General features: G+C 53.4%; 23 protein-coding genes. 12 read left to right on the top strand and 11 right to left on the bottom strand.

Going from position 1 to position 23,311, the window contains the following annotated elements; all coding sequences use genetic code 11:
• Positions 1 to 47: 47 nt before the first annotated feature.
• A complete protein-coding gene (locus tag ACHZBS_RS00590; RefSeq protein WP_319404597.1) occupies positions 48 to 2,510 on the bottom strand; it encodes a methyl-accepting chemotaxis protein in 2,463 nt (820 codons plus the stop codon).
• 120 nt (positions 2,511 to 2,630) lie between these two features.
• Positions 2,631 to 3,518 carry a phosphate/phosphite/phosphonate ABC transporter substrate-binding protein gene (locus ACHZBS_RS00595; RefSeq protein WP_319404598.1) on the bottom strand — a complete coding sequence of 296 codons (888 nt, stop codon included), beginning with the start codon at positions 3,516 to 3,518 and terminating at the stop codon, positions 2,631 to 2,633.
• A gap of 817 nt (positions 3,519 to 4,335) precedes the next feature.
• Between ACHZBS_RS00595 and ACHZBS_RS00600 the strand changes: the two genes are divergently transcribed.
• Both ACHZBS_RS00600 and ACHZBS_RS00605 read left to right on the top strand, forming a co-directional pair.
• Positions 4,336 to 5,097: a N(G),N(G)-dimethylarginine dimethylaminohydrolase gene (locus tag ACHZBS_RS00600; protein WP_319404599.1), complete on the top strand. Its 762-nt coding sequence runs from the start codon at positions 4,336 to 4,338 to the stop codon at positions 5,095 to 5,097.
• Between the two features lie 4 nt (positions 5,098 to 5,101).
• Positions 5,102 to 5,395: a hypothetical protein gene (locus tag ACHZBS_RS00605; RefSeq protein WP_319404600.1), complete on the top strand. Its 294-nt coding sequence runs from the start codon at positions 5,102 to 5,104 to the stop codon at positions 5,393 to 5,395.
• A 156-nt stretch (positions 5,396 to 5,551) separates the two neighbouring features.
• On the opposite strand, the gene ACHZBS_RS00610 is transcribed toward ACHZBS_RS00605, so the two are convergent.
• Both ACHZBS_RS00610 and crcB read right to left on the bottom strand, forming a co-directional pair.
• The gene (locus ACHZBS_RS00610; protein ID WP_319404601.1) at positions 5,552 to 5,902 is read right to left on the bottom strand and encodes a DUF190 domain-containing protein; all 351 of its coding nucleotides are present in this window, start codon (positions 5,900 to 5,902) and stop codon (positions 5,552 to 5,554) included.
• Positions 5,903 to 5,948: 46 nt separating this feature from the next.
• Positions 5,949 to 6,326, bottom strand: a complete 378-nt coding sequence (gene crcB / locus ACHZBS_RS00615) for a fluoride efflux transporter CrcB (protein WP_319404602.1) — start codon at positions 6,324 to 6,326, stop codon at positions 5,949 to 5,951.
• Between the two features lie 228 nt (positions 6,327 to 6,554).
• Here crcB and ACHZBS_RS00620 point away from each other — a divergent pair, with 228 nt between their 5' ends.
• The 4 genes from ACHZBS_RS00620 (at position 6,555) to ACHZBS_RS00635 (ending at position 10,597) form a co-directional block, all read left to right on the top strand.
• On the top strand, positions 6,555 to 7,025 hold the full coding sequence (locus ACHZBS_RS00620) for an Lrp/AsnC family transcriptional regulator (RefSeq protein ID WP_319404603.1): 471 nt from the start codon (positions 6,555 to 6,557) through the stop codon (positions 7,023 to 7,025).
• A 39-nt stretch (positions 7,026 to 7,064) separates the two neighbouring features.
• Entirely contained in the window at positions 7,065 to 8,291 is a 1,227-nt protein-coding gene (locus ACHZBS_RS00625; RefSeq protein ID WP_319404604.1) for an LL-diaminopimelate aminotransferase, read from the top strand.
• An 11-nt stretch (positions 8,292 to 8,302) separates the two neighbouring features.
• Complete coding sequence (locus tag ACHZBS_RS00630) at positions 8,303 to 9,592, top strand: diaminopimelate decarboxylase (protein WP_319404605.1); 1,290 nt, start codon at positions 8,303 to 8,305, stop codon at positions 9,590 to 9,592.
• A gap of 396 nt (positions 9,593 to 9,988) precedes the next feature.
• Complete coding sequence (locus ACHZBS_RS00635) at positions 9,989 to 10,597, top strand: hypothetical protein (RefSeq protein WP_319404606.1); 609 nt, start codon at positions 9,989 to 9,991, stop codon at positions 10,595 to 10,597.
• A 104-nt stretch (positions 10,598 to 10,701) separates the two neighbouring features.
• Here the strand turns inward: ACHZBS_RS00635 and ACHZBS_RS00640 are convergent, their stop codons facing one another.
• A complete protein-coding gene (locus ACHZBS_RS00640; protein WP_319404607.1) occupies positions 10,702 to 11,646 on the bottom strand; it encodes an SDR family oxidoreductase in 945 nt (314 codons plus the stop codon).
• A 104-nt stretch (positions 11,647 to 11,750) separates the two neighbouring features.
• On the opposite strand from ACHZBS_RS00640, the gene ACHZBS_RS00645 reads away from it, so the two are divergent.
• Entirely contained in the window at positions 11,751 to 11,945 is a 195-nt protein-coding gene (locus ACHZBS_RS00645; protein ID WP_319404608.1) for a uracil-DNA glycosylase, read from the top strand.
• A gap of 6 nt (positions 11,946 to 11,951) precedes the next feature.
• Here the strand turns inward: ACHZBS_RS00645 and ACHZBS_RS00650 are convergent, their stop codons facing one another.
• The gene (locus ACHZBS_RS00650; protein ID WP_319404609.1) at positions 11,952 to 12,872 is read right to left on the bottom strand and encodes an AEC family transporter; all 921 of its coding nucleotides are present in this window, start codon (positions 12,870 to 12,872) and stop codon (positions 11,952 to 11,954) included.
• A gap of 218 nt (positions 12,873 to 13,090) precedes the next feature.
• On the opposite strand from ACHZBS_RS00650, the gene ACHZBS_RS00655 reads away from it, so the two are divergent.
• The 3 genes from ACHZBS_RS00655 to ACHZBS_RS00665 all read left to right on the top strand — a co-directional run bounded on the left by ACHZBS_RS00655 (position 13,091) and on the right by ACHZBS_RS00665 (position 16,707).
• Positions 13,091 to 13,327: a MoaD/ThiS family protein gene (locus ACHZBS_RS00655; RefSeq protein WP_319404610.1), complete on the top strand. Its 237-nt coding sequence runs from the start codon at positions 13,091 to 13,093 to the stop codon at positions 13,325 to 13,327.
• A gap of 3 nt (positions 13,328 to 13,330) precedes the next feature.
• Positions 13,331 to 14,191, top strand: coding sequence for a HesA/MoeB/ThiF family protein (locus tag ACHZBS_RS00660; RefSeq protein WP_319404611.1), 861 nt, complete (start codon positions 13,331 to 13,333; stop codon positions 14,189 to 14,191).
• 362 nt (positions 14,192 to 14,553) lie between these two features.
• Positions 14,554 to 16,707, top strand: coding sequence for a methyl-accepting chemotaxis protein (locus tag ACHZBS_RS00665; RefSeq protein WP_319404612.1), 2,154 nt, complete (start codon positions 14,554 to 14,556; stop codon positions 16,705 to 16,707).
• A 308-nt stretch (positions 16,708 to 17,015) separates the two neighbouring features.
• Here ACHZBS_RS00665 and ACHZBS_RS00670 read toward each other — a convergent pair whose 3' ends face one another.
• From ACHZBS_RS00670 to ACHZBS_RS00680, 3 genes are all read right to left on the bottom strand, one after another.
• On the bottom strand, positions 17,016 to 17,336 hold the full coding sequence (locus ACHZBS_RS00670; protein ID WP_319404613.1) for a HigA family addiction module antitoxin: 321 nt from the start codon (positions 17,334 to 17,336) through the stop codon (positions 17,016 to 17,018).
• A gap of 19 nt (positions 17,337 to 17,355) precedes the next feature.
• On the bottom strand, positions 17,356 to 17,649 hold the full coding sequence (locus ACHZBS_RS00675; RefSeq protein ID WP_319404614.1) for a type II toxin-antitoxin system RelE/ParE family toxin: 294 nt from the start codon (positions 17,647 to 17,649) through the stop codon (positions 17,356 to 17,358).
• A 371-nt stretch (positions 17,650 to 18,020) separates the two neighbouring features.
• Positions 18,021 to 20,834: a bacteriohemerythrin gene (locus ACHZBS_RS00680; RefSeq protein WP_319404615.1), complete on the bottom strand. Its 2,814-nt coding sequence runs from the start codon at positions 20,832 to 20,834 to the stop codon at positions 18,021 to 18,023.
• A 372-nt stretch (positions 20,835 to 21,206) separates the two neighbouring features.
• Between ACHZBS_RS00680 and ACHZBS_RS00685 the strand changes: the two genes are divergently transcribed.
• Together ACHZBS_RS00685 and ACHZBS_RS00690 are read left to right on the top strand one after the other, a co-directional pair.
• A complete protein-coding gene (locus ACHZBS_RS00685; RefSeq protein WP_319404616.1) occupies positions 21,207 to 21,392 on the top strand; it encodes a DUF2080 family transposase-associated protein in 186 nt (61 codons plus the stop codon).
• A gap of 35 nt (positions 21,393 to 21,427) precedes the next feature.
• Positions 21,428 to 21,862: a GNAT family N-acetyltransferase gene (locus ACHZBS_RS00690; RefSeq protein ID WP_319404617.1), complete on the top strand. Its 435-nt coding sequence runs from the start codon at positions 21,428 to 21,430 to the stop codon at positions 21,860 to 21,862.
• Between the two features lie 66 nt (positions 21,863 to 21,928).
• Here ACHZBS_RS00690 and ACHZBS_RS00695 read toward each other — a convergent pair whose 3' ends face one another.
• Positions 21,929 to 22,381, bottom strand: coding sequence for a GNAT family N-acetyltransferase (locus tag ACHZBS_RS00695; RefSeq protein WP_319404618.1), 453 nt, complete (start codon positions 22,379 to 22,381; stop codon positions 21,929 to 21,931).
• Between the two features lie 102 nt (positions 22,382 to 22,483).
• Entirely contained in the window at positions 22,484 to 23,284 is an 801-nt protein-coding gene (locus ACHZBS_RS00700) for a hydrogenase iron-sulfur subunit (protein WP_319404619.1), read from the bottom strand.
• Positions 23,285 to 23,311: the final 27 nt, after the last annotated feature.

Consider the following 23,311-nt stretch of genomic DNA (forward strand, 5'->3'; position numbering starts at 1 on the left):
AACCGCATCCCTTTTGCATCGATACCGCACCGGAATCTGCCCAATAGTTATACCTTTTCCTCGTCGATCCGGAACATGGCAATCTGTCGGGTCAGGCTCGATGACAGCTGTCTTAATTCTTCGGTGATGCCCACAACTTCGGTGGCACCAGCCACCGTCTGGGTAGCTCGGGTCGCCGATGCCGTGGCGATTTCGATAAGGCTCTTGGACCGCTGGGACTGAAGATCGGTAAGGCCTCTCATTTCCTCGCTTCGTTCCACCACGCTGCGCATCTCCGTCCCCACATCTTCAGCGCTCTTTTCAGCCTTCTTCACCAGTTCCGAAATCGCCTTTGATTTGGTGGTCAGGGCTTCCAGAGCAGCCTGGGCGGCCTCACGGCGCTTACCCTGCCGGCCGGCCATACCACCGATTTCCACGGCAAGGGCATTGAGACCTTCCATCAGGGCAGTCACGTCCCGCGTCTGCTGGTTCAAGGTCTGGGTCATCTCGGAAATATTGTCGATTGCCTCCCGGTTGATCTCACCGCCTTTGGCGATTTTTTCCAGGGACTGTTCAGATCGTTCGGTCAGGCGGGTTCCTTCCTGAACGCGGTTGGTTGACTCTTTAATGAGTTGGCCGATCTCTTTGGCTGCTTCCGATGATCGTTGGGCCAGCTTACCGACTTCATCGGCAACCACGGCAAAACCCTTTCCATGAACACCGGCACGGGCGGCTTCGATGGCTGCATTGAGCGCCAGGAGGTTGGTCTGTTCGGCGATATCGGTGATCACCGAGATAATATCGGATATTTTCTCGGAGGACTCGGCAATGGCCTGCATACCCAAAACGGTCTCCTTAACGGATCGAGCACCTTCCTGGGCCGCAGTCAAAACCTCCTGTCCGTGTTCGGTGGCCCGACTGGAAGCACGCGTCATCTCTGTCACAATGCTATCAATCTGCTTAACGGAATCGGTGACCTTGCTCACCTGCTCGCCCTGCTTGCCGGCGATGGCCACAACCATCGAACCGGTTTCACCCATAACCGTCACACGTTCACTCGCAATATTGGCCTCTTGGATCTGCTCACCGGAAGCCTGCCCCATCTGGCGCATATTCTCAATAAGATTCTCCACCCGACGGTAGGACAGGTTGGCTGCGTCACGCTGAGAGTGGGAGAACTGAGCCACTTCACCGGCGGTGGCGCCCATCTGGTTCACCGTCTCTTGGATAACGCCCATCTGGCGCTCTTCCTCGGTGGCACGCTCCTTGTTTGCCGTTGCCCGTTTGGACACCTCGCCGGAGAATGAATCCACCTCCGTGGCCGCGATATCGGCGACCTTCAGTGACTCTCTCAGCGCCCCGGTCATGTTGTTGAACGCCTTGGCCATCAACCCGACCTCGTCACCTGTCTTGACCGGTGCTTGAAGCGTGAGGTCACGATCGGTGGCCACCTTGTTGACCACGCCGGCAATCTCGACGACCGGACGGGATATTCCGCCGGAAACCAGGTAGACGACCCCCAGCAGCAGCAGCATCGCCACATTTCCAATAATCAGTGTGGTATAGAACAACTTTTGAGGTTGCTCAAGCACCTTGTCGATCGGGATGTTGACGGCAAGGCTCCATTTCTTCTTCGCCGATCCAACGGCAATGGGGGCCAAAACATAGTAGGTTTTCTTGCCGGTGGTCTTGGACACCTTGTACTGGCTGGTTTCTCGACCGGCCTTTACGGCCTGGATGACGTTCGGATCAAACTCAAAAAACTCCATGTGCTTGCCCACATTGGCCTGCTTGGTGGGGTGGGCCGCAAAGATGCCGTTGTTGGCAATGAGAAATCCATAGCCGGTCTCAAAGAGCTTGATCTGCTTCACTACGGGTGTGAAAGCGGCTAACGGAATATCAATACCGACCACACCAACGGTTTTTTCTTTGAACCGGACCGGAACCGTAACGATCGTTTTAAGCTGTGTCGTTTCGCTCACCGTGTAGGGCATGGGGTCGAACACCACCTCCTGCCCGGAATTCAAGGATTCAAAATAGTAGGCCCCCTTTTCCGGATCCGTGTAATCAGCCAGCGGTTCAATATCGATCTCGCCGGGCAGCCGGTTCCAGTATGGAACATACCGGCCGGTTTCATCGTGGCCGAAAGCATCGATGAAGTCAGAGTCCTTTCCATCCAGGGCGTTGGGCTCCCAGCAGGTCCAGACGGCCAGAAAATCGGGGTTTTCCTCCAGAACCCGTTTGAGAATACCGTCCATCATGTCGCGTGGCGGCACGCCCTGCTGTTTCATGCCTTCAAAGGAGCGGGCAAGGGCTTTGGCAACATCCATGGGTCGCCCCAAGTCGGCCCTCACCTGGTTGGCGTAGCGATAGGCGATTTCACGGGCCTTGTCCAAAGCTTCTGTTTCGGCATTGTTCCTGGCATTGAATCCAATGTAGGTGATGGTCACCGTAAAGGCGAGCCAAGCCACCGAACAAATGGAAACCAGCAATTTTGTTCTCAGTTTAAGGTTACGGAATTTTTGCAACATGGTTTTGGCCTCCTCGAAGGATTAACAAAAATAATAAGCCGGTAACGGCGAAGTTCTATTGAATCACAACCCGATCTTTCGTAAAAGCGTGTTCATAGCGACAGAGTATACCAGTGAAACCTATTTTGCGTTTTCAATAATTCTCAGGCATTCGGTCACAGCTGCATAATTTCCCGGATAGGTCCATTTATAGACTTTGGCTGCATCCAACGCCTCGTGTTTATTTGGCAAAAGCATCAGCACTTTTGTCACCTTCCGGCGAAGATCTCGATCCGCCGGTTGGCAGGCGACAAAGGGCCACTCCGGGTAAAGCCTTGTGGAGTGCACAAAGGCAAAGGAGTCCTCTATCTTATTAATTATTTTGAAGTCGTCCATTTGGATTTTTCCCTCTGCCTGCATTCTCTCAAGTGTGTCGGATCGGACGGTACCCACATCGGCATCACCTTTTTTTACCGCCATCACCACATTGTCGTGAGTTCCCCCTTCCAGAAAAGCGGAACAGTCGGTCTTCGGGTTGATCCCTCTATCCAGCAGCAGGCGCCACGCCATCTGCCCGCCTCCAAAGGATGAATATTTCACGCACATCAATCGCTTCCCCCGGATATCTTTAATCGAATTTATCCGGCTGTCCCGACGAACGAAAAGCACACCCCCGAATTCTTGCAGCGCAACATCCTGCCTGCGGTTGACCATGGTCGTCAGAGCTTTTAGATTGTATTTTTCCTCCATCGAAGAAAAAAAACCTGAGTTGGCGATCAAGAAATGGATCTGATTGTTTTTCAGCGCCGGTTCGATATCAACAAATTTAAGGGGAACGATTATAAATTTTTCAGATAACTTCTCAGATAGAATAGCAGCCGTGGGATTCCATTGTTGATAAGCTTTTTCGGTTCCCCGTTTGGCGAGGACACCGATCTTTATTTCCGACTGGGCATAGGCCATGGCTGATCCGCACAGCCCGATAATTAGGGTCAACACGACAAGCAGCTTCCAATGCGCTATCTTCATGCTACCATCTCCTTCTTACTGACATGTTATAATTCCATATCGATACGGGATCATCAGCGAGTAAAACTCACTATCACCAATCAAAAAACCCGTTAAGCCGAATTGCATCAATGATCGCTCTTTAACCATTCCAATCTACCGACTCCTTTTTTCAATTCTGATGGGGTGTTCCCATCCAATAGCAACTCCTTTTAGTGTATCGACCGCTCGGCAATAAACTTTAGCAGGCATTATAATCCCCGGCGGTCGGTAGAACGTTTTTAAGAATTGGATCAGCGCATGTATGGACGCCACCTCCGTCTGCCTTCTTGCAAGTGTGATGCCATCGAACCTGCATCAAATGAGAAACAGTTTGCCCCCATAAATCACTTAATCGTAAATTTATTTGTCGTCGCAAGCGACGGGTTTTACCCGACGCTACGCAATAAATTGGCTTGCGCGGGACAAAAATTGTCATCCATTAATGTCCACCGGGATGGCATAACGCTTCACCACAGCCAATGGGGCCGAGGGACTCGAAAGTCAGTTCTGATTTTTTGTTGGATTGGACCGGAAGATTAATGAGGTCGTCATCAACAATGACGATAACGGTGGGATTCAAAATCACAGCGGCTGTTTTTAATTTTAAATATTTATTATTTTTTTAAAAATTACAGTTTTTTATGAATATTTTTATTTCTTTAATATTTTATTAGCGCGACCGAGCATGAAAGGCGGTTTATTTTGCCTCACAACCCTGCTATGAGTGTCCGGACAAAAACCTCACAGGCAACTTGCCTATCGGTCATTTGAAAAAAACATCGGTTAAGGAACACTCATGTCGTTTACGCATGCCATTACCAGGCGGCCTGGCAAAGAAATGGCCGCCGGCATTACCACATCCACCCTGGGTTCCCCGGACTACGCAAAAGCGCTGGACCAGTTTAATGCCTACGTCAAGGCATTGAACCAGTGCGGGCTTTCGGTAACCGTGCTCGATCCGCTGGACGGGTATCCCGATGCCCATTTTGTAGAAGATGCGGCCGTGGTGACTCCGGATTTAGCGGTGATCACCAATCCGGGCGCCGCATCGCGTAAGGGGGAAGTACCGTCAATCGCGGCCGCCCTGCAGCCTTTTCGCAAAATCGTGTGGGTCAAGCCGCCGGGAACCATTGATGGCGGTGATGTGCTGATGATCGGTCGCCATTTTTTTATCGGCCTTTCAGACCGGACCAACGAACAAGGTGCCCGACAATTGGGCGACGCCGTATCCGGATTTGGCTGCACCTGGACACCGGTACCCGTTGCCGCCGGGCTGCATTTTAAATCCAGTGTCAATGCGGTAAGCACTGACACCCTGCTGACCACCCAATCTTTTGTCGATCATCCTTCCCTGGCCGGCTTTCATCGGATCGTGGTTTCACCGCAGGAAGAATATGCAGGCAACACCCTGTTGGTTAACAGCCATCTGATCATGCCCGCGGGATTTCCCGACACTCGGAAAAAACTAGAGACGCTGGGCAGGCCGATCATCGAACTGGACACCAGCGAATTCAGAAAAATGGACGGGGGCCTGACCTGCCTGTCTTTGAGGTTCTGATCCGATGTCGGAAGACACCGGCCGATCCGACGATAGCCGTCAGACCGGGGGGCAACCCGGCCGTTGGTGGTGGCTCGGGCAATTGCTGCTCACCGGCATCGCCTGTTTTTTTGTTTTTTTCGGAATTTCCCTGCTGGCGGCATCCTACAGGCTCGGGGACCCGTTTTCCTTCATTATGACCTTTTTTGCGGCCAGCCTGATCATTCTGATCAGTGTGGCGATGGTCTTGGGGTTCGTAGTTCGGATGAGGCGGGTACTGCTGATCGACCGCCCCATGACCGATCATGAGGGGAAATAGACCGCATATCAAAGATAAGGATCCGGTTTCGGGGCGAGGATTGCGGCGGCGAAAAAGCGGTCCCGGTCGATGCTGAGCCGGATGGGTCGTTTTATAGCGGCGCCATGGGCACTTACACTATTATTTGATATATACGAATAATCAGCGGTCCGATCTTCAAGCGTCTTTTTTCCCCCCGGCCCGGTACAACCGCACGTGGGCTTTCTCCACCGTGACGATTCCTTCGGTAATGGTATGATCGATGGTCTGAAGAAAGGATTCGATCTTCTCTTTGGTGTCGATAATCTCCACCACCACCGGCAGGTCTTCGGACAACCGCAAAATTTTGGTGGTATGAATCAGGCTGTTGGCCCCAAAGCCCTGGATCCCCCGCAGCACCGTGGCTCCGGCCATGCCCTGGGAACGGGCCTGCTGAACGATCCATTCATAAAGGGGCATACGCTTATATTTATTTGTTTCCCCGATAAATATCCGCAGCAGCTGTCCTGCTTCTTTGAATACAGTCATCCCCTCCCCCTGTTCATGAATGGCTTCGACCTTTCCAGCAAAGCGTTTAAAGCAGCCTGGATAACATATGACCGGCCAGAACCGCCGCCAGTCCCAGGATCAGGCTGACTCCCACATTCCCGAAGGAAGCCAGCCATTGCCCCTCTTTGGCCAGGTTGAAGGTTTCCAGGCCAAATGTGGAAAAAGTAGTAAAACTTCCAAGGATGCCCACAAAAAAGAACGCCCGCCATTCCGGAGAAAAAAGCTGACGGTTCTCCATGAGGCCGCCGCCGATACCGATCATCAGACAACCGGCAACATTGACCGCCATGGTCCCCACGGGGAAAGAGGCAGTTTTGGCCAGCGTGTGTACTCCGCCGGCCACGAGGTATCGGAGGATGGCGCCGAGGCACCCGCCCAAGCCGATAATGGCAATTTTCAGCATCACAGACTCCTGCGGCAGACATGAAAGGGACGAATTTCACAGCCAGGGATTCGCTTGAACAGCCGGGTAAAAATCTTTTCCCTGAATAGATAAAAAGAGGGAAGACTTCAATCTTTTTCTCCGGCAACCGGAAATGATGGAATTATACTCTCCCAGGATTTTCAGAATTATATTCTTGACAACATTTAATTATAAGAATATTTTAACTAAAAAAAGGATTTTATACGAATGATTGACGATGTAAGTCTTAAAATACTTAAGATCCTTCAAAAAAAAGCACGAATTCCCAACGTGGAGGTGGCCCGCCAGGTGAGCATGGCACCTTCGGCAGTTCTGGAGCGCATCCGCAAACTGGAAAAAACGGGCCTCATCGATGGTTATGAAGTCCGCCTGAACCCCGAACGTTTTGGAAAAAGCCAGGTGGCCTTCATCAAGGTCCGCACCAGCGGGAAAGGAGATGAGCATGGTCTGGTGGAAACCCTGGCAGCCATTGCCCAGGTTCAGGAAATCCATTATGTGGCCGGCGCGGACAGTTATCTCCTAAAAGTCCGTGAAACCGACACAAAGGCGCTGGGACGTCTGGTGAGAGAGCGGATTGCACCATTGAAGGGAGTGGTCTCCACCAGCACCACCATTGTCATGAACACATTTAAAGAAACGGCCAGGATCCCCATCGACGATCAGGATTTGATTCGGTGATCCATCCACACGTATCGCAAAAACCCAACGAGGTCCTTCATGATTCGCATCAATGACAATTACCTGAAACTGAAGGCGTCCTATCTGTTTTCCGACATCGCCAAACGAGTAACCGCCCATCAGCAGCGTCAGCCTGAACCGGCCGTCATCCGACTGGGAATCGGCGATGTGACCCGCGCCTTGCCCGAAGCCTGTATCGCCGCCTTTCACAAGGCCGTTGATGAAATGGCCGCCGACGTCAGTTTCCGCGGATACGGCCCCGAACAGGGCTATGGTTTCTTGAGGGAAGCCATCGCCGCCAACGACTTTAAAGCCCGCGGGGCTGATATCCACGCCGATGAGATCTTCGTCAGCGACGGCGCCAAATGCGACACCGGCAACATCCAGGAAATCTTTGACAACGCTGCCCGAATCGCCATTCCCGACCCGGTCTACCCGGTTTATCTGGACACCAATGTGATGGCCGGCCGAACGGGGCCTTACCGCAACGGGCGCTACGACGGTATCGTCTATCTGGACGGCCACGCAGAAAATGGGTTCATCCCCGATCTGCCCCGTGAACCGGTGGACCTGATCTATCTGTGCTTTCCCAACAACCCCACCGGTGCCACCATTACGGCGGATCGACTCAAGACATGGGTGGACTACGCGGCAGCCAACAAAGCCATCATCCTCTACGATGCCGCTTACGAGGCCTTTATCCGGGACGACTCCCTGCCCCACTCCATCTACGAAATCGAGGGGGCTCGGGAGGTGGCCATCGAATTTAGAAGTTTTTCCAAGACGGCCGGTTTCACCGGCACCCGATGCGCCTATACGGTAGTACCCACCTCCCTGATGGCATTTACCGCCTCCGGCGACGTCCAATCGGTTCACAACCTGTGGAGCCGGCGCCACAGCACCAAATTCAACGGGGTTTCCTACCCGGTCCAGCGAGCCGCGGAAGCGGTTTACAGCGATGCCGGGAAAAGTCAGGTGGCCGACCTGGCAAGCTATTACATGGCCAATGCCGATCTGATCCGAAAAGAAATGCAAGCATTAGGCTACCCATGCATCGGCGGCGAAAATTCACCCTACATCTGGGTATCGACGGGAAAAGAGTCCTGGGCCTTTTTCGACATGCTGCTGGAAAAAGCGGGGGTGGTTTGTACGCCGGGTGCCGGTTTCGGCACCTGTGGTGAAGGCTACATCCGGATCAGTGCTTTCAACAGCCATGAAAATGTGACCACCGCTATGACCCGTATCCGTTGTGCCCTGAAATCCTAAGGAACTGTCCCATGCCCATGTCCAACGCATTCGAGAATCGACTGTATCCCCTGTTGGAAAGCATTGTCGCCCATTTCGGCACACCCTTTCACATCTACGATGAAGTCGGTATCCGGGAAACCGGCGACCGGCTTAAAAATTGTTTTTTCGGGATTCCCGGCTTCAGGGAGTACTATGCGGTAAAGGCCCTGCCCAACCCCGCCATACTTGCCATCATGAGTGACATGGGCTTCGGTTTCGACTGCAGTTCGATCGCCGAACTGGTTCTGAGCCGCCGGGTAGGCGGCAGCGGCGAAGACCTGATGTTCACCTCCAACAACACGACCCGTCAGGAGTTTGCCGCGGCCATGGCAGACGGCGGCAGCATTATCAATCTGGATGACATCTCGCTGGTCGACAAGCTTCCCGCCATACCGGATCTGATCTGTTTCCGCTATAACCCCGGCGAACGGCGGTCGGGAAATGCCATCATCGGCACACCGGTGGAAGCCAAATACGGGGTCAGCCACGAGCAGTTGATCCACGCATACCAAACCGCGCGGAACCTTGGAGTCAGGCGATTCGGGTTGCATACGATGCTGGCTTCGAACGAACGGGACTACACCTACATGGTGCAGACGACAGACATGCTCCTTGAGCAGGTTGAACGGATCAGCTCGGCGCTGGACATCCGGTTTGAGTTCATCAACATCGGTGGCGGCCTGGGAATCCCTTACCGGCCTGCCGATTCCCCCCTGGATTTGAATGCCATGGCAGGGGCCATCACCGCCGCGTTCAACGCCTTTTCCCGGCGAAACGGATACATGCCGAGGCTTTACATGGAAAGTGGCCGCTTTATGACCGGCCCCCACGGGGCACTGGTGGCCACCGCCATCAACCGCAAGGAAATCTACCGCACTTATGTGGGGGTGGACGCCAGCATGTCAGCCCTCATGCGTCCGGGCATGTACAATGCCTATCACCACATTACCGTACCCGGCAAGATTGCCGAACCAACGCAGATTGTCGATGTGGTGGGATCCCTTTGCGAAAATAACGACAAATTTGCCATCCAACGGCCGTTGCCGCCGATCGCTGAAGGGGACCGCGTGGTGATTCACGATACCGGGGCCCATGGCCACGCCATGGGTTTTAACTACAACGGAAAGCTGCGGCCCAAAGAATTGTTGCTGAAATTGGACGGCACCATTGAGCTGATCCGGCGGGAAGAACGCTTGGAAGATTATTTTGCCTCCCTTTCGTTCACTCCGGAGACCCTGTCCGCCGCCCCGTTAAAGATAACCAGTCACCTGGCCAATTGACGGCGATCTTTTTATGAACCAGGAATTGAGGTTGCCACACGGCACCCGGTTTTTTCTTTTTTTCCGTTCCACGTGCATATGTGAAACCCGTCTCACCCTATAACCGGCAGTCATCGGAAATTTCAGGATCAGGCTAAAGTCGCTCACCGGGCCGGCCGATAAGTCTGGATAGAAACACGCCCGATCTTTACTTAACCGTGTTTTCCATATACTGTCCTGCAATGGTAAGGCCTGTGTCGCCCCGCTTTCGGTAAAATGAGTGGGGGCAATTCCAATTTGCATTCAATATGATATTTATATGCGGGCGCAATCGTGTTTTTAACCGTTCCGCTAAAACTTCGTTGACTAATTTTAACAGGGCTGGTTTATATCTGACAGCATAACAAAGGAGAACCCATGGATGACTTTTTGCACAATCTGAGAAGTGGGAAGCTGAAGCAGCCGGACCGGGGCAGGCGTGATTACACGGACTACAAAGGTCCCCAGCGTCGCGCGGGAAACGAGCGCCGGAAACCGGATTACTACGCCAAAGTGACCAGTGAGAATTTTGCTTTGGTCAAGGACAGCCTGGACGTTCTGGCAGACCAGCAGAAGCGCATTGCCGAAGCGATGGCGGCCAGGAAGAAGACAGATGCCCGCATCGCCGATGCGCTGGAAACCATCGCCGCCATGATGGGGCGCCACTTAGGATACGAAAACGATCTGCCCCGCCACAGTGAAGCGATGGAGGGGGAACCGTATGGGGATGCAGGGGACATCCTCGTCCCGGATCAGGTCGTAGACCAATTTGCGGACATCGGCACAGGCAATCAAAAGATCAGCGATGAAGACAAACCCAAACTGTTGAATATCATTGCTGCCATGCGGGACGAAGGCGACAGTTGGGAAAAAATCGCCCGCCATATGGACGACCAGAACATTCCTACCGTGTCAGGCAAAGGGAAATGGCGCGGGCCGGCCATAAAAAAGTTCTGGAATGCCAACGCCGAAGCCACCGGCTCCTGAACCCCGTTTACACTCACCACGTTCTCTTTTCAACGGATTGCATCCAATTGGACAAAATCCTGAACGTTGGCGCCCCTATGGGTGTCAATCGTCCGACGCGTCTGTCATGAAGGGGCCCGATACCAGGCCAGCGTATCGATCAACCCCTGGCGAAGCACAACCCGGGGCTTGAAACCCAGGGATTGTCGAATCCGACCGATATCGGAGATAGACTCCCGGATATCACCTGCTCTAGGCGGACCGAAAACCGGATCGATCTTTACGTTGGATAGTTCGCCAATCAGTTCCCACAGGTCACGAATGCGGATAGACGTACCGGTGCCCACGTTAAGTACCTGCCCGGCAGCCGGCGCTTCGGTGGCGGCCAGCACATTGGCACGAACCACATCCTTGACATAAATAAAATCCCGGGACTGGCCGCCGTCACCATATATTGTAGGCGCTTCGCCTGCTGAGGCCTTTTTCAAAAAAATGGAAATCACTCCGGAATAAGGAGACGACGGATCCTGTCGGGGGCCGAACACATTGAAATATCTAAGGCAAACGGTTTCCAACCCATACAGCCCCCCGAAAACCGAGGCATAAAACTCTCCGGTGAGCTTTTGCACCGCATAGGGGCTCAGAGGCATAGGGGCCATATCTTCGGTTTTGGGCATACGGGGATCGTCACCGTAAACCGCGCTGGAACTGGCCATCACCACTCGCCGTACGCCGTTTCGCCGGGAGGCATCCAGTACCCGGACCGTTCCCAGGTCGTTGATTTCGCAAGCGTGGGAAGGATCCTGGACCGACTGGGAGACCGACACCACCGCCGCCTGGTGAAACACCACCTCACACCCCTTGACCACCTTGTTCAGCAATCCCTCGTCCCGGATATCTCCCTCGACGAAATCGATCCGATCTCCTAAATGGTCGATATTGTGGCGGTGGCCGGTGGACAGGTTGTCCAGCACCGTCACCCGGCATCCCCCGGCCACCAGTTCATCGACCAGGTGAGAGCCAATGAACCCCGCACCACCGGTCACCAGTGCATGACTAATTCTTTCCATTTAAAGCGATCCTTTCATTGGTACCCGTTTACCGGGAAAAAGGGGCTTGCCATGCTCACGGCCCGTGGGCTAAAAAACAACCATTCACTCGAGAACCCATTGCCATGAAACCACAAAAGCCCATCGTCTGCCGGAAATGCATATTTTATTACATCACCTGGGACACCCGCCGGCCCCACGGATGCCGGGCCATGAATTTTAAAAGTCGCCGTCCGCCCAGTCTCGTCGTCCGTCAGAGCTCGGGGCAGGACTGCCTGCACTATACCCTCAAAGATGAGACAGGCGACAGAGATCTGTGACCCGGGTCACCCTAAACTCAACCAGAAAGAAAAAGTGACTGCGGAGAACAGGGTCGTCGCTGAGATGGCGGCCACTGCAAACTCCGAATCCGCACCCATCTCCCGGGCCATGACATAGGCAATGGTCGCCGTAGGGGAAGCCAGCAGGATTACAGCCGGCAGATAGTCCTCGAGATTCTGTCCGGCAATGCGAAACAATGCAACCCCTAAAGCCGGGAGTATCAGCAATTTCAGCAAGCAGGCCCCCAATATGGCAGCCAGGCGTGACTGCATCAATTGCAGGGAGAGCGAGCCACCGATGATGAGCAGGGCCATGGGCAGCGCCAGACCGCTCAGGATCTGCAGACTGCGATCGATCACCAGAGGCAGGGTAATGCCGGCTATGGAAAACAAAAGGCCAACGGTCGCCGAAACGATCACAGGATTGGCTGCGATCTTGCCAGCCACCGCGCTGAGGCGGTTTCCCGCGGCATCGCTCTGCCGGTGGGATTGGAGCACCGCCACCGCCAGAAAATTTTGGATGATCATAACAAAGGCGGCGATAATGCTGGCCCGGGCCAGTCCGTCGGCACCCAGGTGATAGAAAGCCACCGCCAGACCGATATACCCCAGATTCCCGTGGAAGGAGCACTGAATAAAGGCCCCCTGGACTGAAGGGGGCAGCATCAACAATCGACTGCCTGCCCAGCAGATAAAAAACAGCACCACCAGGGCGACAAGAGTAAGCCAGATGACCGTCGGGTTGAACTGACGGGTCAAGGAGGCGTTGGCAATCGCCCTGAAAATCATTGCCGGGATGGCCAGATAGTAAACCAGCCGATTCGCCGGCCCCAGGAACTCGGGGGGCAAAAATCCTTTGGACCTGGCAATGGTGCCAAGAATCACGAGACTGAAAATCGGAATGATCGTGGTTACAATGTGGCCCATAAAAACGAATCTTTTCATGCGGCTGACATGAAAGCGGAAAACCGCAACCGTCGCTGCGTGCGTCTAAAGTTGGGCGATGATGCCACAGGACGATTCCAAAAGCAACGGGCGCCGCACTATCGATGTCCACTTTGCTTGACTTGACGAAGCCTTTGTATTGTCTTAAATTTTGTGAGGTTATATTTTTTACCAATCACTCACCATGGAAAAGTGATCCCATGACGCCATCGCATATTCAACTTAAGCTGTTCGCCTCCCTGGCCCCCCTGTCTCCTGGAAATTCCGACCGGGTTCCCATCGAGTCTGGCATTTCCGTCAGAGAATTATTGGACCTCCTGAACATCCCCATCGTCAAAGCCCATTTGATCTTCATCAATGGAATCAAACGACCCCTTGATACCCGATTGAACGGCGGAGAGCGTGTGGGCATCTTTCCGCCGGTGGCGGGCGGTTAATCCATGGAAAATACGCTTACTCACCGTCTCGACACCCTGGCCGTGGACGCGTCTCTCGCCGATGACACCCCTTGCCGGACGATTGACGCAGCAGAAGTGATCCGCCTGGCAGACGAATCCGGCTGCACCGGACGGACGGTGGAACTGGCGGCGTTAAGGCAGCACATCCTTCCGGATCGTTACCTTCGCAACAGAAAAACCCTTTCCGAAGCCGATCAGATCCGTCTGCTCGAATCGACTGTCTGTATCGTGGGATTGGGAGGCTTAGGGGGCATGGTAGCGGAAACATTGGCCCGCATGGGCATCGGGCGGTTTCGCCTGGTCGACGGCGACGTCTTTGAAGCCCACAACCTCAACCGCCAGCTGCTCAGCAGCACTGACCGCATCGGCATGCCGAAAGCGAATGCAGCGGTCATGCGCATAAAAACGATCAACCCCGGCCTCGAGACCGTTGCCACCACCGCCTATCTGACTCCCGAAAATGCAGACAGCGTGGTGGATTCATGCGACCTCGTGGTGGACTGCCTGGACAACATCCAATCCCGGTTCACTCTCGAGGCGGCAGCCAAACGGGCCGGCATCCCCATGGTTTCCGCTGCCGTCGCCGGGATCTCCGGACACGTGACCACCATCTTCCCCGGGGACCAGGGGCTCGAAAACATCTACGGACCCGAAGATCAGATGAAACTGGCCAAGGGGGCGGAAACCCAACTGGGCTGTCTGGCACCGGGTGTCAATCTCATCGCTTCACTCGAATGCGCCGAGGTGCTCAAGGTGCTGCTTGAAAAAGACAACACCCTTAAAGACAGATTACTGGTGGTCGATCTGGCCGACTACACGTTTGAAACCCTCCAGCTCGCCTGAAAAAAGCCCCATCGAAAGGCATCTTTGCCATGAATCGCAATTGTTCCATTTTTTGATCCTTTATTCCCCTGTCCGTTTCTCATCCAACATCCGCTATTACATTCCAGCCGATCGCACCGATTCGTCTAAAACCAATTATTTTTTGATAAATGCAATTCATTGTTTAAGTTTTGTTTTTTCCAGCCGAGAAAGCAACCAGGAACAACCAAAATGAACGAATGGATCTTTTCTGAAAATTGAAAGGGTCAAAAAAAAGGGACTGTAGGAAGTGTTCGCCATATTTACGGGTGTAATTCCTTTTCTCCTGAGATCCTTCTGAAACGTCCGGATAGTCAATGAATTGGTAATGAAGGAGGCCGCCAATGGGTATCAGCAAAAAAATCATCCTCGTCTCTCTATCGGGAATCATTCTGCTGGGAATCGTCGCCTTGATTCTCTCTGTAAACTCGCTCCAGAAACGGGGCGCCGCAGAGGTGGCCTTTGCCCGGTCCACAATGATGGACGAAAAGAAAGGCAAGCTCCAGGACCTGATCAAGAGTACCTATGCCGTCATCCAGGCTCACTATGACTATGCAAACGACCCCGAAAAGGTCGCCGTCACCTACCGCGGACAACTCAAGAGCATCGTGGATGTCGCTTACAAAACCGTCGAACAGGTTTACTCCCGCAACGACCTCAATGATGCCGAGAAAATGCGCTTGGCCGCCGACCTGGTCGGCGCCATGCGCTACAACGAAACCGACTACCTGTGGATCAACGACATGGGGCCGACGATGGTCATGCATCCGATCAAACCGGCTCTGAACGGCAAGGATCTTTCCGATTTCAAGGACCCCGACGGCAAAAAACTCTTCGTCGAATTTGTCAATGTCTGCCGCCAGGCTGGCGAAGGCACGGTGGACTATCTCTGGCCCAAACCCGGCCATGACAAACCCGTTGCCAAACTCTCCTACGTCAAACTGTTCAAGCCATGGAACTGGGTCATCGGTACGGGTGTCTACCTGGAAGCAGCCGAACAGCGCTTCATGGAAGATGCAAAAAAAGCCATCGCCCAATTGCGCTATGGTCCCAAGGGTCAGGACTATTTCTGGATCAACGACATGGGGCCGACGATGATCATGCACCCCGTCAAGCCGGAGCTGGACGGACAGGACCTTTCCGGCAGCAAAGATCCCAACGGGAAGATGCTGTTCGTCGAAATGGTCAATGTCTGCAAGGAAAAGGGGGAGGGATTCGTCGACTACATGTGGCCCATGCCCGGTCACGAAAACCCGGTTCCCAAGCTCTCCTACGTCAAGCTATTCGAACCCTGGGGCTGGATCGTCGGCACGGGCATTTATCTTGACGATGTCGACCTGGCCGTCAAATCCAAGGAAGCGGAGATCAAGGCGGCTGTTTCATCCCAGAGGAACGGCCTGATCGGGACTATCCTGGCGCTTCTCGCGGTGACCGCTACCGGAGTCGTCTTCATCAGTAGACGGATCACGCATCCCATCGTAACAGCCAGCGAAATGCTCAAGGATATCGCCCAGGGCGAGGGAGATCTCACCCGTCGACTGGAAGTAGCAAGCAGCGATGAAGTGGGCGAAATGGCCAAATGGTTCAATGTGTTCGTCGAAAATGTGCAGCGCATCATTGGATCGGTGGCCGACAATGCGCGAAAGGTGAATGACGCCTCCGCCGAATTGAATGCCATCTCGGACCAGATGTCCGCAGGAGCCGGGCAGACGTCGGACAAAGCCAATACGGTGGCCGCCGCCTCCGAAGAGATGAGCACCAACATGAACAGCGTAGCCGCCGCCATGGAAGAGGCCGCCACCAATGTAGGCATGGTGGCCTCGGCCGCCGAAGAGATGACCGCCACCATCAAAGAGATTGCCCAGAACACGGAAAAGGCCCGCGGGATCACCGGTGACGCCGTCAGTCAGGCCGGCAATGCCTCCTCACAGGTGGCCGAACTGGGAACGGCCGCCCAGGAAATCGGCAAGGTCGTTGAAACCATCACCGAAATTTCCGAACAGGTAAACCTGCTGGCCTTGAACGCCACCATCGAGGCGGCTCGGGCCGGCGAAGCGGGCAAAGGTTTTGCCGTGGTGGCCAATGAGATCAAGGAACTGGCCCGTCAAACGGCAGCCGCCACCGGCGAAATCAAATCCAGGGTTGAAGGTATCCAGAATTCAACGGATGGCACCGTCACGGAAATCGGCAACATCACCCGGGTGGTCAATGAAGTCAACGAGATCGTCTCCACCATCGCGACTGCCGTGGAAGAGCAAAGCGTCACCACCAACGAAATCGCCGGCAATGTCGCCCAGGCAGCTCAGGGCATCGACGAGGTCAATGAAAACGTCGCTCAAAGTTCAACAGTCTCATCTGAAATTTCCCGGGACATTGCAGAAGTCACCCAGGCCGCCGGCGAAATTTCCAACAGCAGCGCCCAGATCAGCATGAGCGCAGAATCGCTCAATCAGCTGGCCAAGCAGCTCAATGAAATGGTGGGTCGGTTCAAGGTGTAACTTCCTAAAAATATTAAGATAACAATCAATACCAGGCCGGACTGTCGTTCCGGCCTGTTGTTTTTGGTTAGACAAATCCATCCAAGGGCCTGCTGACGCCTACCGAAAAGCCCCAAAGAGGTCTCAGGACGCCTCAGTATTGATCACATTAAGGCGTGTTTTGAGTCGCGTTTACACGGTTTCTAAATGTAATCTTTCACCCGGTTTGAAACCATGTAAACGAGCCCTTTTAACCTCATTTAACGTTACGGCATTGCGGCGAGCGAAGCGAAGTCCGCCAACAGCCGCATGTTGGGCTTGCCTTATCTTTAATGAACAGCTGTGCTCTTAGGAGCGACAGGATTGATTAAATTCAGTTGATCGGCTTCGGCTTGTTGCGCAAAATAAAGATCCCACCTTAGTTGTAGATTCAGCCAAAAGTCAGGAGAAACTCCAAAATACTTAGATAACCTTAATGCGGTGCTTGGGGTGACCCCACGACGCCCGTTAACGATTTCATTAATTCTCTGATATGGAACATTTATGGAATTTGCTAATTGGCGCTGTGTGAGACCCATTGGCTTCAAAAATTCTTCAGAAAGCATTTCACCGGGATGGGTTGGTGCTCTATGTGTTGGTATCCTAATCATAATGATCTCCTAATTTTTTTTAATGATAATCCGTAACTTCAATCTCACCCGGTCCCGATTCGATCCATTTGAAACAGATCCTATATTGGTCATTAATTCGGATACTGTGTTGATCTTTACGATTTCCCTTTAATGCCTCCAAGTGATTGCCAGGTGGTACACGAAGTTCGTTAAGAGAGGCAACAGAATCGAGTTGATCGAGTTTGCGAGACACAATATTCCATAAATTTCTGGGAATTAGCTTTAAGGCAGCCTTTGTGGCTACGCCGTTAAACAAATCCTCAGTTGTTTGGTTCTTGAATGACTGTATCATGGAATCACAATAACACGGTTATCATGCTATTTCAAGCCTTGGTGTATGTATTAAGTCCCAACGTGCGCTTCACACGCCGGGTGGCGGTCTGTGACGGCATTTTAAAAGAGCAATATATTTTGCTTCACATGAGCGAGTTTAAAATCGGGCCGCTGTAGCCCGGTCTGTTGTGGAAGCGGTTGTTATTTTGCTTAATAATAAGGCGGATCGCAATAAAAAAGGGTCCCGGGTTTGTCATACCTTTTACTAACGTCGTCCCAAAGCAGATGCTCGATGCTGACTCCAACCAGGCGCAGGTAGACCGCAGAAAGCCCCTCCTCCAGGCGGACGAGGTTGATTCGTGGGCTGTGCATTGGATAACCGATGGTTGGTTATAATCGCTGTCCTTTTAGCGCCGGCACGTACTGACGGTCAACACCCTTGATGTGGTTGACCAGCCAGTCGCTCAGAAAATTCATCACATCCATGGTCACCGTGGCGCTGCCCGATTCGAACTGGTTTTTAAAATCCATGACCTGCCCCACCAGCTTTTCATGGAGATGTTTATGGCCCGCCAGTTCTGCAAAACCCGCCTTGGCCATCAACTGTTCCTCTTCCTTGAAATGCCGCACGGTGTACTCGGCCAACGCTTCCAGGATGGGTCCCATCACCTTTTTCCCGGCACGCATGCGCATGGCGCCGTGAAGGTTATTGATCAGATCGACCAACCGGTGATGCTGCCGGTCGATGGTATCGATCCCGAACTGGATGCTGGCATCCCAAACGACCAGATCCGACGCGTCGGCCGAAATGGCTGCACCGGCATCATCGGACCGTTCCACCTTGAATTCACCGATCATGACCTTCAGATCTTCAGCCAGGCGGGTGAGGTCCCCGGCATTGGTGTTCACCGTTGAGCTGTTATCGGCAAGAATACCGGCAATTCGATTGACCTTGGCGATATCCGAGGCAATTTCCCTCGAAAAGGCGCTGCTCTGGGCCACATTCCGATTGACATCCATGATGCCGGCAGAAGCCTGCGTCACGTTCTCGACGATCTCTGCCGCAGCGGTGGTCTGCGCTTCCACTGCCGACGCAATGGTGGACACGATGTCGTCGACTTCGCCGATCACATCGGCGACGCGGCTGATATCCGACACCGTTTCGGCGGTGGAGGATTGGATGCCTTCGATTTCCAGTTTGATATCCTTGGTGGCCTCGGCCGTCTGCCGGGCCAGGTCCTTGATCTCGTTGGCCACCACGGCAAATCCCTTGCCGGCTTCTCCGGCGCGGGCCGCCTCGATGGTGGCGTTGAGCGCCAGCAGGTTGGTCTGATCGGAAATGTCCGTGATGACCTGGGTCACCTTGCCGATTTGGGCAGCGGCATGACCCAGGGTGTCCACCTTTGACGATGCCTGCCGGGCTTCCGCCACTGCCCGGCAGGTAACGGTCCGTGCCTTCTCGGAACTCTTGCCGATGTCTGAAACCGTCTGATTCATGTTGTCCATCGCCGACGCCACCAAACCGACATTGGTCGATGCCTGTTCACTGGCGGCGGCAACCGAGTTCATGTTCTGGCTCATTTCATCGGCAGCCCTGGCAACGGCAGCGGACTTGTCGCCCATGTCGCGGACGCCGGCGTCCATCTGCCGGGAAATGACCTGCAGCTGGTTGGCCGAGGCACTCACCGTTTCAAAATATTCTGAGATGTTCCTGACAATATCATGCAGTTTGGAAATAAAGGCGTTGAACCATCCGGCCATCTGGCCGATCTCATCCCTGCTGTCTACGGCAAGCCGTCGGGTGAGGTCGCCTTCACCATGGGCGATGTCCTTGAGCATATCGGCCGTCCGCCGCACCGGGCGCACGACGACAACGGCGCAGGCAACGGCGCAGAGAATGCCCACGGCGATGGCCACCAGCGTTCCGACCAGCATGAAGAGATTGGACCTGGCAATCTGGTTGTCCACCTTGGCTTGCTGCTCCGCCCTGGCCGCCGTGCACACCTGCCCCACCTCCCGGGCAGCGCTGGCCATCCGGCTTTCAGCCTGGCGCTGGCTGTTCATCAGATCCACGGTCTCATTGAAGGCAGCCTCATATTCAGCCGCAGCGGCAATGATCGGCGCAATCTGCCCGTGAATGTCTTCGTTTTCAACCTGCGCTTTCAGCGATTCTCCGGCAGCATAAATCCCTTTCATTTTTTCGGTCACGTCAGAAGCGATTGCGGTATCCCGTTCGGCAACGATCTCTTTTTCCAGCAGTCGTGCGTTCATCAGCAGGTTGGCCATGGCATTGACGCTATGGGTTACGGCCAGTTTTTCATCGATCAGAATCTGGGTGTCTTCACGAAAAAAATCCAGCTGCTGCCGCAGTTCGAACTGAAGGGACGTGATGGACCACGTGTAATCTTTCACCGATTTGATCATGCGGTTGAGATCTTCATACTGCAGGGTCCGCAGGTAGCCCAGCACAGCGTCGATGTAAATCTTCTGCAACTCCAGAATTCGATCGGCAAGTTTTACATTTTCGGGTGTTTTGAGCTCGGATCGGAGTTGAACCACCTCCCCTTCGAGCTTCTGGTTGGCACCTTTCCACTGTGCCATGGTGCTCAGCTCGTTGTTGTTCATGAGAGAGACCCGGCTTACCCTGGCTTCCAGCGCTGTATTGTATACTTGCGCGGCAGCATCGACCCATGCCGTTTTCCGGGCGATGACCGTCTGGCTGTTCTGGCGGATGGTTTCCAGTTGGGTTTGTTCCTGGTTCCGAATCCGTGAGGTCAGGTCAAGGGCGGATCGGGCCTTTTCGCTCATTCGGGTGGCCTTTTCCGATTGTGCAACGACCAATACGACAAATGCGTCAAACGCCTGTTCATAGTCGGCCATACGTGATCGAATCGCAGACAGCCGCGTTCGGAAGGCCTCATCCGGATAAGCGGACTCGGCCCGGGCGATTTCGTCCTTCATCTCCTCCAGGGCCAAGCGAACATTTTTAACCCCTTCAGCGTGGCGGCTGATAATGAACCCCTGTTCGTATAGCCGCGCACGGGTCAGGTGGGCGCCAATGGCACTTACCGAATCCGAGACCCGCGTGTGTTCAACAACGCCCGAAAGGCCCCGGTAGCCCACAATCGCCAGAGCAACCAGCAGAATCAGGATCAATGCAAATCCGATAACAAACTTTTTTATCAGGCTTAATTGATTCAGCAAAACGATCTCCTTAAAAAAGACAGACTCACGGTCTGGCTTAACGCATGCAAAATAGAGTCAATCATACGGTACTTCTGATTCTTTTCAGATCGACCGTTCTATGGAATTCTTTAATGCTAAACCGGGATTGAAATCGAAAAGAATGGCGCTGCCGATTACGGTCCCATGATCCGGCAGTTCGGCCCCGACAGTTTTCATCGCGTGCCCATACGCCGTCATCGGGGCCAGGGCAACCCCCTTCACGACAGCTGAAAAACAGCGACATTTTAGCTAAACCGGCTTGACCCCTTCCGGCCCGAATGTTAAGAGAAACCATCCGGATACCTTCGAAATAACCGAAATCCAGTAATTTGAAAGGGACGGGCACTCATCGTGGCAGACGATAAAAAAAACCAGATGGCCGAAGCGCCGCCCAGCCTACCGCCCACAAAAGTAAAGTTCGAAATATACGGGGAAGAGATGATCGAAAAGCTGGTAAAATCCAGTGGGAACAGCGGCCGGGTATATTTGCCGCCGGACTGGGTGGGCCGTCATGTGAAGATCATCCGAGTCGATTAACCCAATCACGCAATTGAAACAAAAGGACCGTTTACGTGGAAAATATTCGGATCAGAGAACTTGAAGCATCAGATACGGATGACATCGCCGACATCTACGCATCCATTGTCCGCAAGCCGGTGGATCCTGACTTTAAAGCCTTGATCGAAAAGCATGCCCGGACCGAAAACGATATCTGCTATGTGGCCGAGCTGGACGGCCGCGTCATCGGATTCATGATCAGCTATATCCTCACATTTGGTTTCGGCATCGAAAAGAGCGCCTGGATCGCCACCCTTGGCGTGGATCCGGAATTCATGGGCCAGGGAATCGGCGACCGGCTGGCCCGTGAGATTTTCAAGCTCTACAAGCGCATGGGAATCAGCCGCGTTTACACCTCTGTCCGCTGGGACTCGACCGATTTACTCTCATTTTTCAAGACCCTGGGATTCGACCGCAGCAAATTCATCAATCTGAAAAAGGAACTCTAGCCGCTCGGTGCGTGGCCATCCGGTGTCTTTAACACCGATCGTCAAAATTGTATTCCCCCAGCCGGATCAAATGCTTCGTTCCAGGTTGATGGTTTTGGAGGGGTTAAAGTGGTTCGCGCTGAAGAATTGGATCAGTTTGGAATCATTCCAGTCGACCAGGGTATTTACTTTTCGAACGCCGAGTTTCCTTAAATGATCCATGAATTCATTTATTAACTGTTCACCGATACCCTTATGCTGGCAACCAGGATCCACGCCGATGGTGTCCAGGCTTGCCTCTTCCTTGAAAATGCCATATTCCCCCACATAGAGCACCCCCATGACAAACCCCACCACCGTTCCAACCGCATCCTCTGCCACCAGCGACGTAGGGAGATAGTCCTGCGATTTAAAAAGTTTTTCAAATTTCATTTCATAATATTCCGGGCGTGATGTCTTGAGGACTTTCTCGTCAATCCCGACCACCGCGTCAAAATCGTCAGCCTTCATGAGTCTGATTTTAATGGTGCTCTCGTTCATGGGGCCTCATTTCTCTTTCGGGTCCTATTTGATGATTCAACAAAAATGTTGAAACGGTTACCGCTGTTGATCAAAGGATCGTTGCTAAAAAACAAATTTTTCTTATTCAGAAAGGTGGGGCGGAACAGGCTCGCCGGTAATCTTTTCCACCGCGCCAAAGCGAGGGGGGCAGGCCTCAAAACAAGTTCCGCATTTGATGCATTTGTCCTGGTCAATGACATGGACCTGTTTTTTACCGCCGACAATCGCCTCCACCGGACATTTCCGGAGGCAAATCATACAGGCCTGGCACTTTTGCGGATCAATATGGTACGAAACGACTTCGCGAAACAGCCGATCGACCTCGTCGCCGGTGAAATATCCGTCATACGCTGCTTCGGTTTCAAGACGTGCCGCCAGTTTCTCCCGCTTGACGATCTTGATGTAAGGGATCAGCCGGGTAACGGCTTCAAGTTTGGACGCCAGTTCATCTTTTCCCATGCCTTCGGCTTTTCCAAGCGGTCCTATGGCCTTCACCTTCTGAACAAAATCGTCTACGACGTCGGTAAAACGGATCCCTTCGCCGCCGGACATAAACGAGATACTCAAACGTTCGGGGTTTATCCCGATATGTGCCAATATTTTTTTACATAAAAGCACCAGGTTCAGTGCATGGTAATTACCATGGGTGATGTAATTGCATTCGTTCAATCGGCAGCCGCCAACAAACACCCCATCGACGCCATTGGAGAAGGCCCGGAGGATAAATCCCAGGTCGACTCTGCCGGAACACATGACCCGAACAAGCCTGATATCGGTTGCATATTGTAGTCTGGAAACTCCAGCCAGGTCAGCAGCGCCGTATGCTCACCAATGGCATACAAAACCGATTATTCTGGGTTTGAATAGGGGTCCGGTACTCATTCGTCGTCATCTCCTCTGCCGGCAGTC

This window comes from uncultured Desulfosarcina sp. (assembly GCF_963664155.2).
Classification (GTDB): domain Bacteria; phylum Desulfobacterota; class Desulfobacteria; order Desulfobacterales; family Desulfosarcinaceae; genus Desulfosarcina.

What these genes read in the sequence shown, in the direction of transcription:
- ACHZBS_RS00605 (WP_319404600.1), top strand. Translation starts at nt 5,102, where the DNA reads ATGTCGGAAGACACCGGCCGATCCGACGATAGCCGTCAGACCGGGGGG.
- ACHZBS_RS00660 (WP_319404611.1), top strand. Translation starts at nt 13,331, where the DNA reads ATGGAAAATACGCTTACTCACCGTCTCGACACCCTGGCCGTGGACGCG.
- ACHZBS_RS00665 (WP_319404612.1), top strand. Translation starts at nt 14,554, where the DNA reads ATGGGTATCAGCAAAAAAATCATCCTCGTCTCTCTATCGGGAATCATT.
- ACHZBS_RS00635 (WP_319404606.1), top strand. Translation starts at nt 9,989, where the DNA reads ATGGATGACTTTTTGCACAATCTGAGAAGTGGGAAGCTGAAGCAGCCG.
- ACHZBS_RS00595 (WP_319404598.1), bottom strand. Translation starts at nt 3,518, where the DNA reads ATGAAGATAGCGCATTGGAAGCTGCTTGTCGTGTTGACCCTAATTATC.
- ACHZBS_RS00640 (WP_319404607.1), bottom strand. Translation starts at nt 11,646, where the DNA reads ATGGAAAGAATTAGTCATGCACTGGTGACCGGTGGTGCGGGGTTCATT.
- ACHZBS_RS00655 (WP_319404610.1), top strand. Translation starts at nt 13,091, where the DNA reads ATGACGCCATCGCATATTCAACTTAAGCTGTTCGCCTCCCTGGCCCCC.
- ACHZBS_RS00630 (WP_319404605.1), top strand. Translation starts at nt 8,303, where the DNA reads ATGCCCATGTCCAACGCATTCGAGAATCGACTGTATCCCCTGTTGGAA.
- ACHZBS_RS00645 (WP_319404608.1), top strand. Translation starts at nt 11,751, where the DNA reads ATGAAACCACAAAAGCCCATCGTCTGCCGGAAATGCATATTTTATTAC.
- ACHZBS_RS00590 (WP_319404597.1), bottom strand. Translation starts at nt 2,510, where the DNA reads ATGTTGCAAAAATTCCGTAACCTTAAACTGAGAACAAAATTGCTGGTT.
- crcB (WP_319404602.1), bottom strand. Translation starts at nt 6,326, where the DNA reads ATGCTGAAAATTGCCATTATCGGCTTGGGCGGGTGCCTCGGCGCCATC.
- ACHZBS_RS00670 (WP_319404613.1), bottom strand. Translation starts at nt 17,336, where the DNA reads ATGATTAGGATACCAACACATAGAGCACCAACCCATCCCGGTGAAATG.
- ACHZBS_RS00695 (WP_319404618.1), bottom strand. Translation starts at nt 22,381, where the DNA reads ATGAACGAGAGCACCATTAAAATCAGACTCATGAAGGCTGACGATTTT.
- ACHZBS_RS00600 (WP_319404599.1), top strand. Translation starts at nt 4,336, where the DNA reads ATGTCGTTTACGCATGCCATTACCAGGCGGCCTGGCAAAGAAATGGCC.
- ACHZBS_RS00675 (WP_319404614.1), bottom strand. Translation starts at nt 17,649, where the DNA reads ATGATACAGTCATTCAAGAACCAAACAACTGAGGATTTGTTTAACGGC.
- ACHZBS_RS00650 (WP_319404609.1), bottom strand. Translation starts at nt 12,872, where the DNA reads ATGGGCCACATTGTAACCACGATCATTCCGATTTTCAGTCTCGTGATT.
- ACHZBS_RS00620 (WP_319404603.1), top strand. Translation starts at nt 6,555, where the DNA reads ATGATTGACGATGTAAGTCTTAAAATACTTAAGATCCTTCAAAAAAAA.
- ACHZBS_RS00610 (WP_319404601.1), bottom strand. Translation starts at nt 5,902, where the DNA reads ATGACTGTATTCAAAGAAGCAGGACAGCTGCTGCGGATATTTATCGGG.
- ACHZBS_RS00625 (WP_319404604.1), top strand. Translation starts at nt 7,065, where the DNA reads ATGATTCGCATCAATGACAATTACCTGAAACTGAAGGCGTCCTATCTG.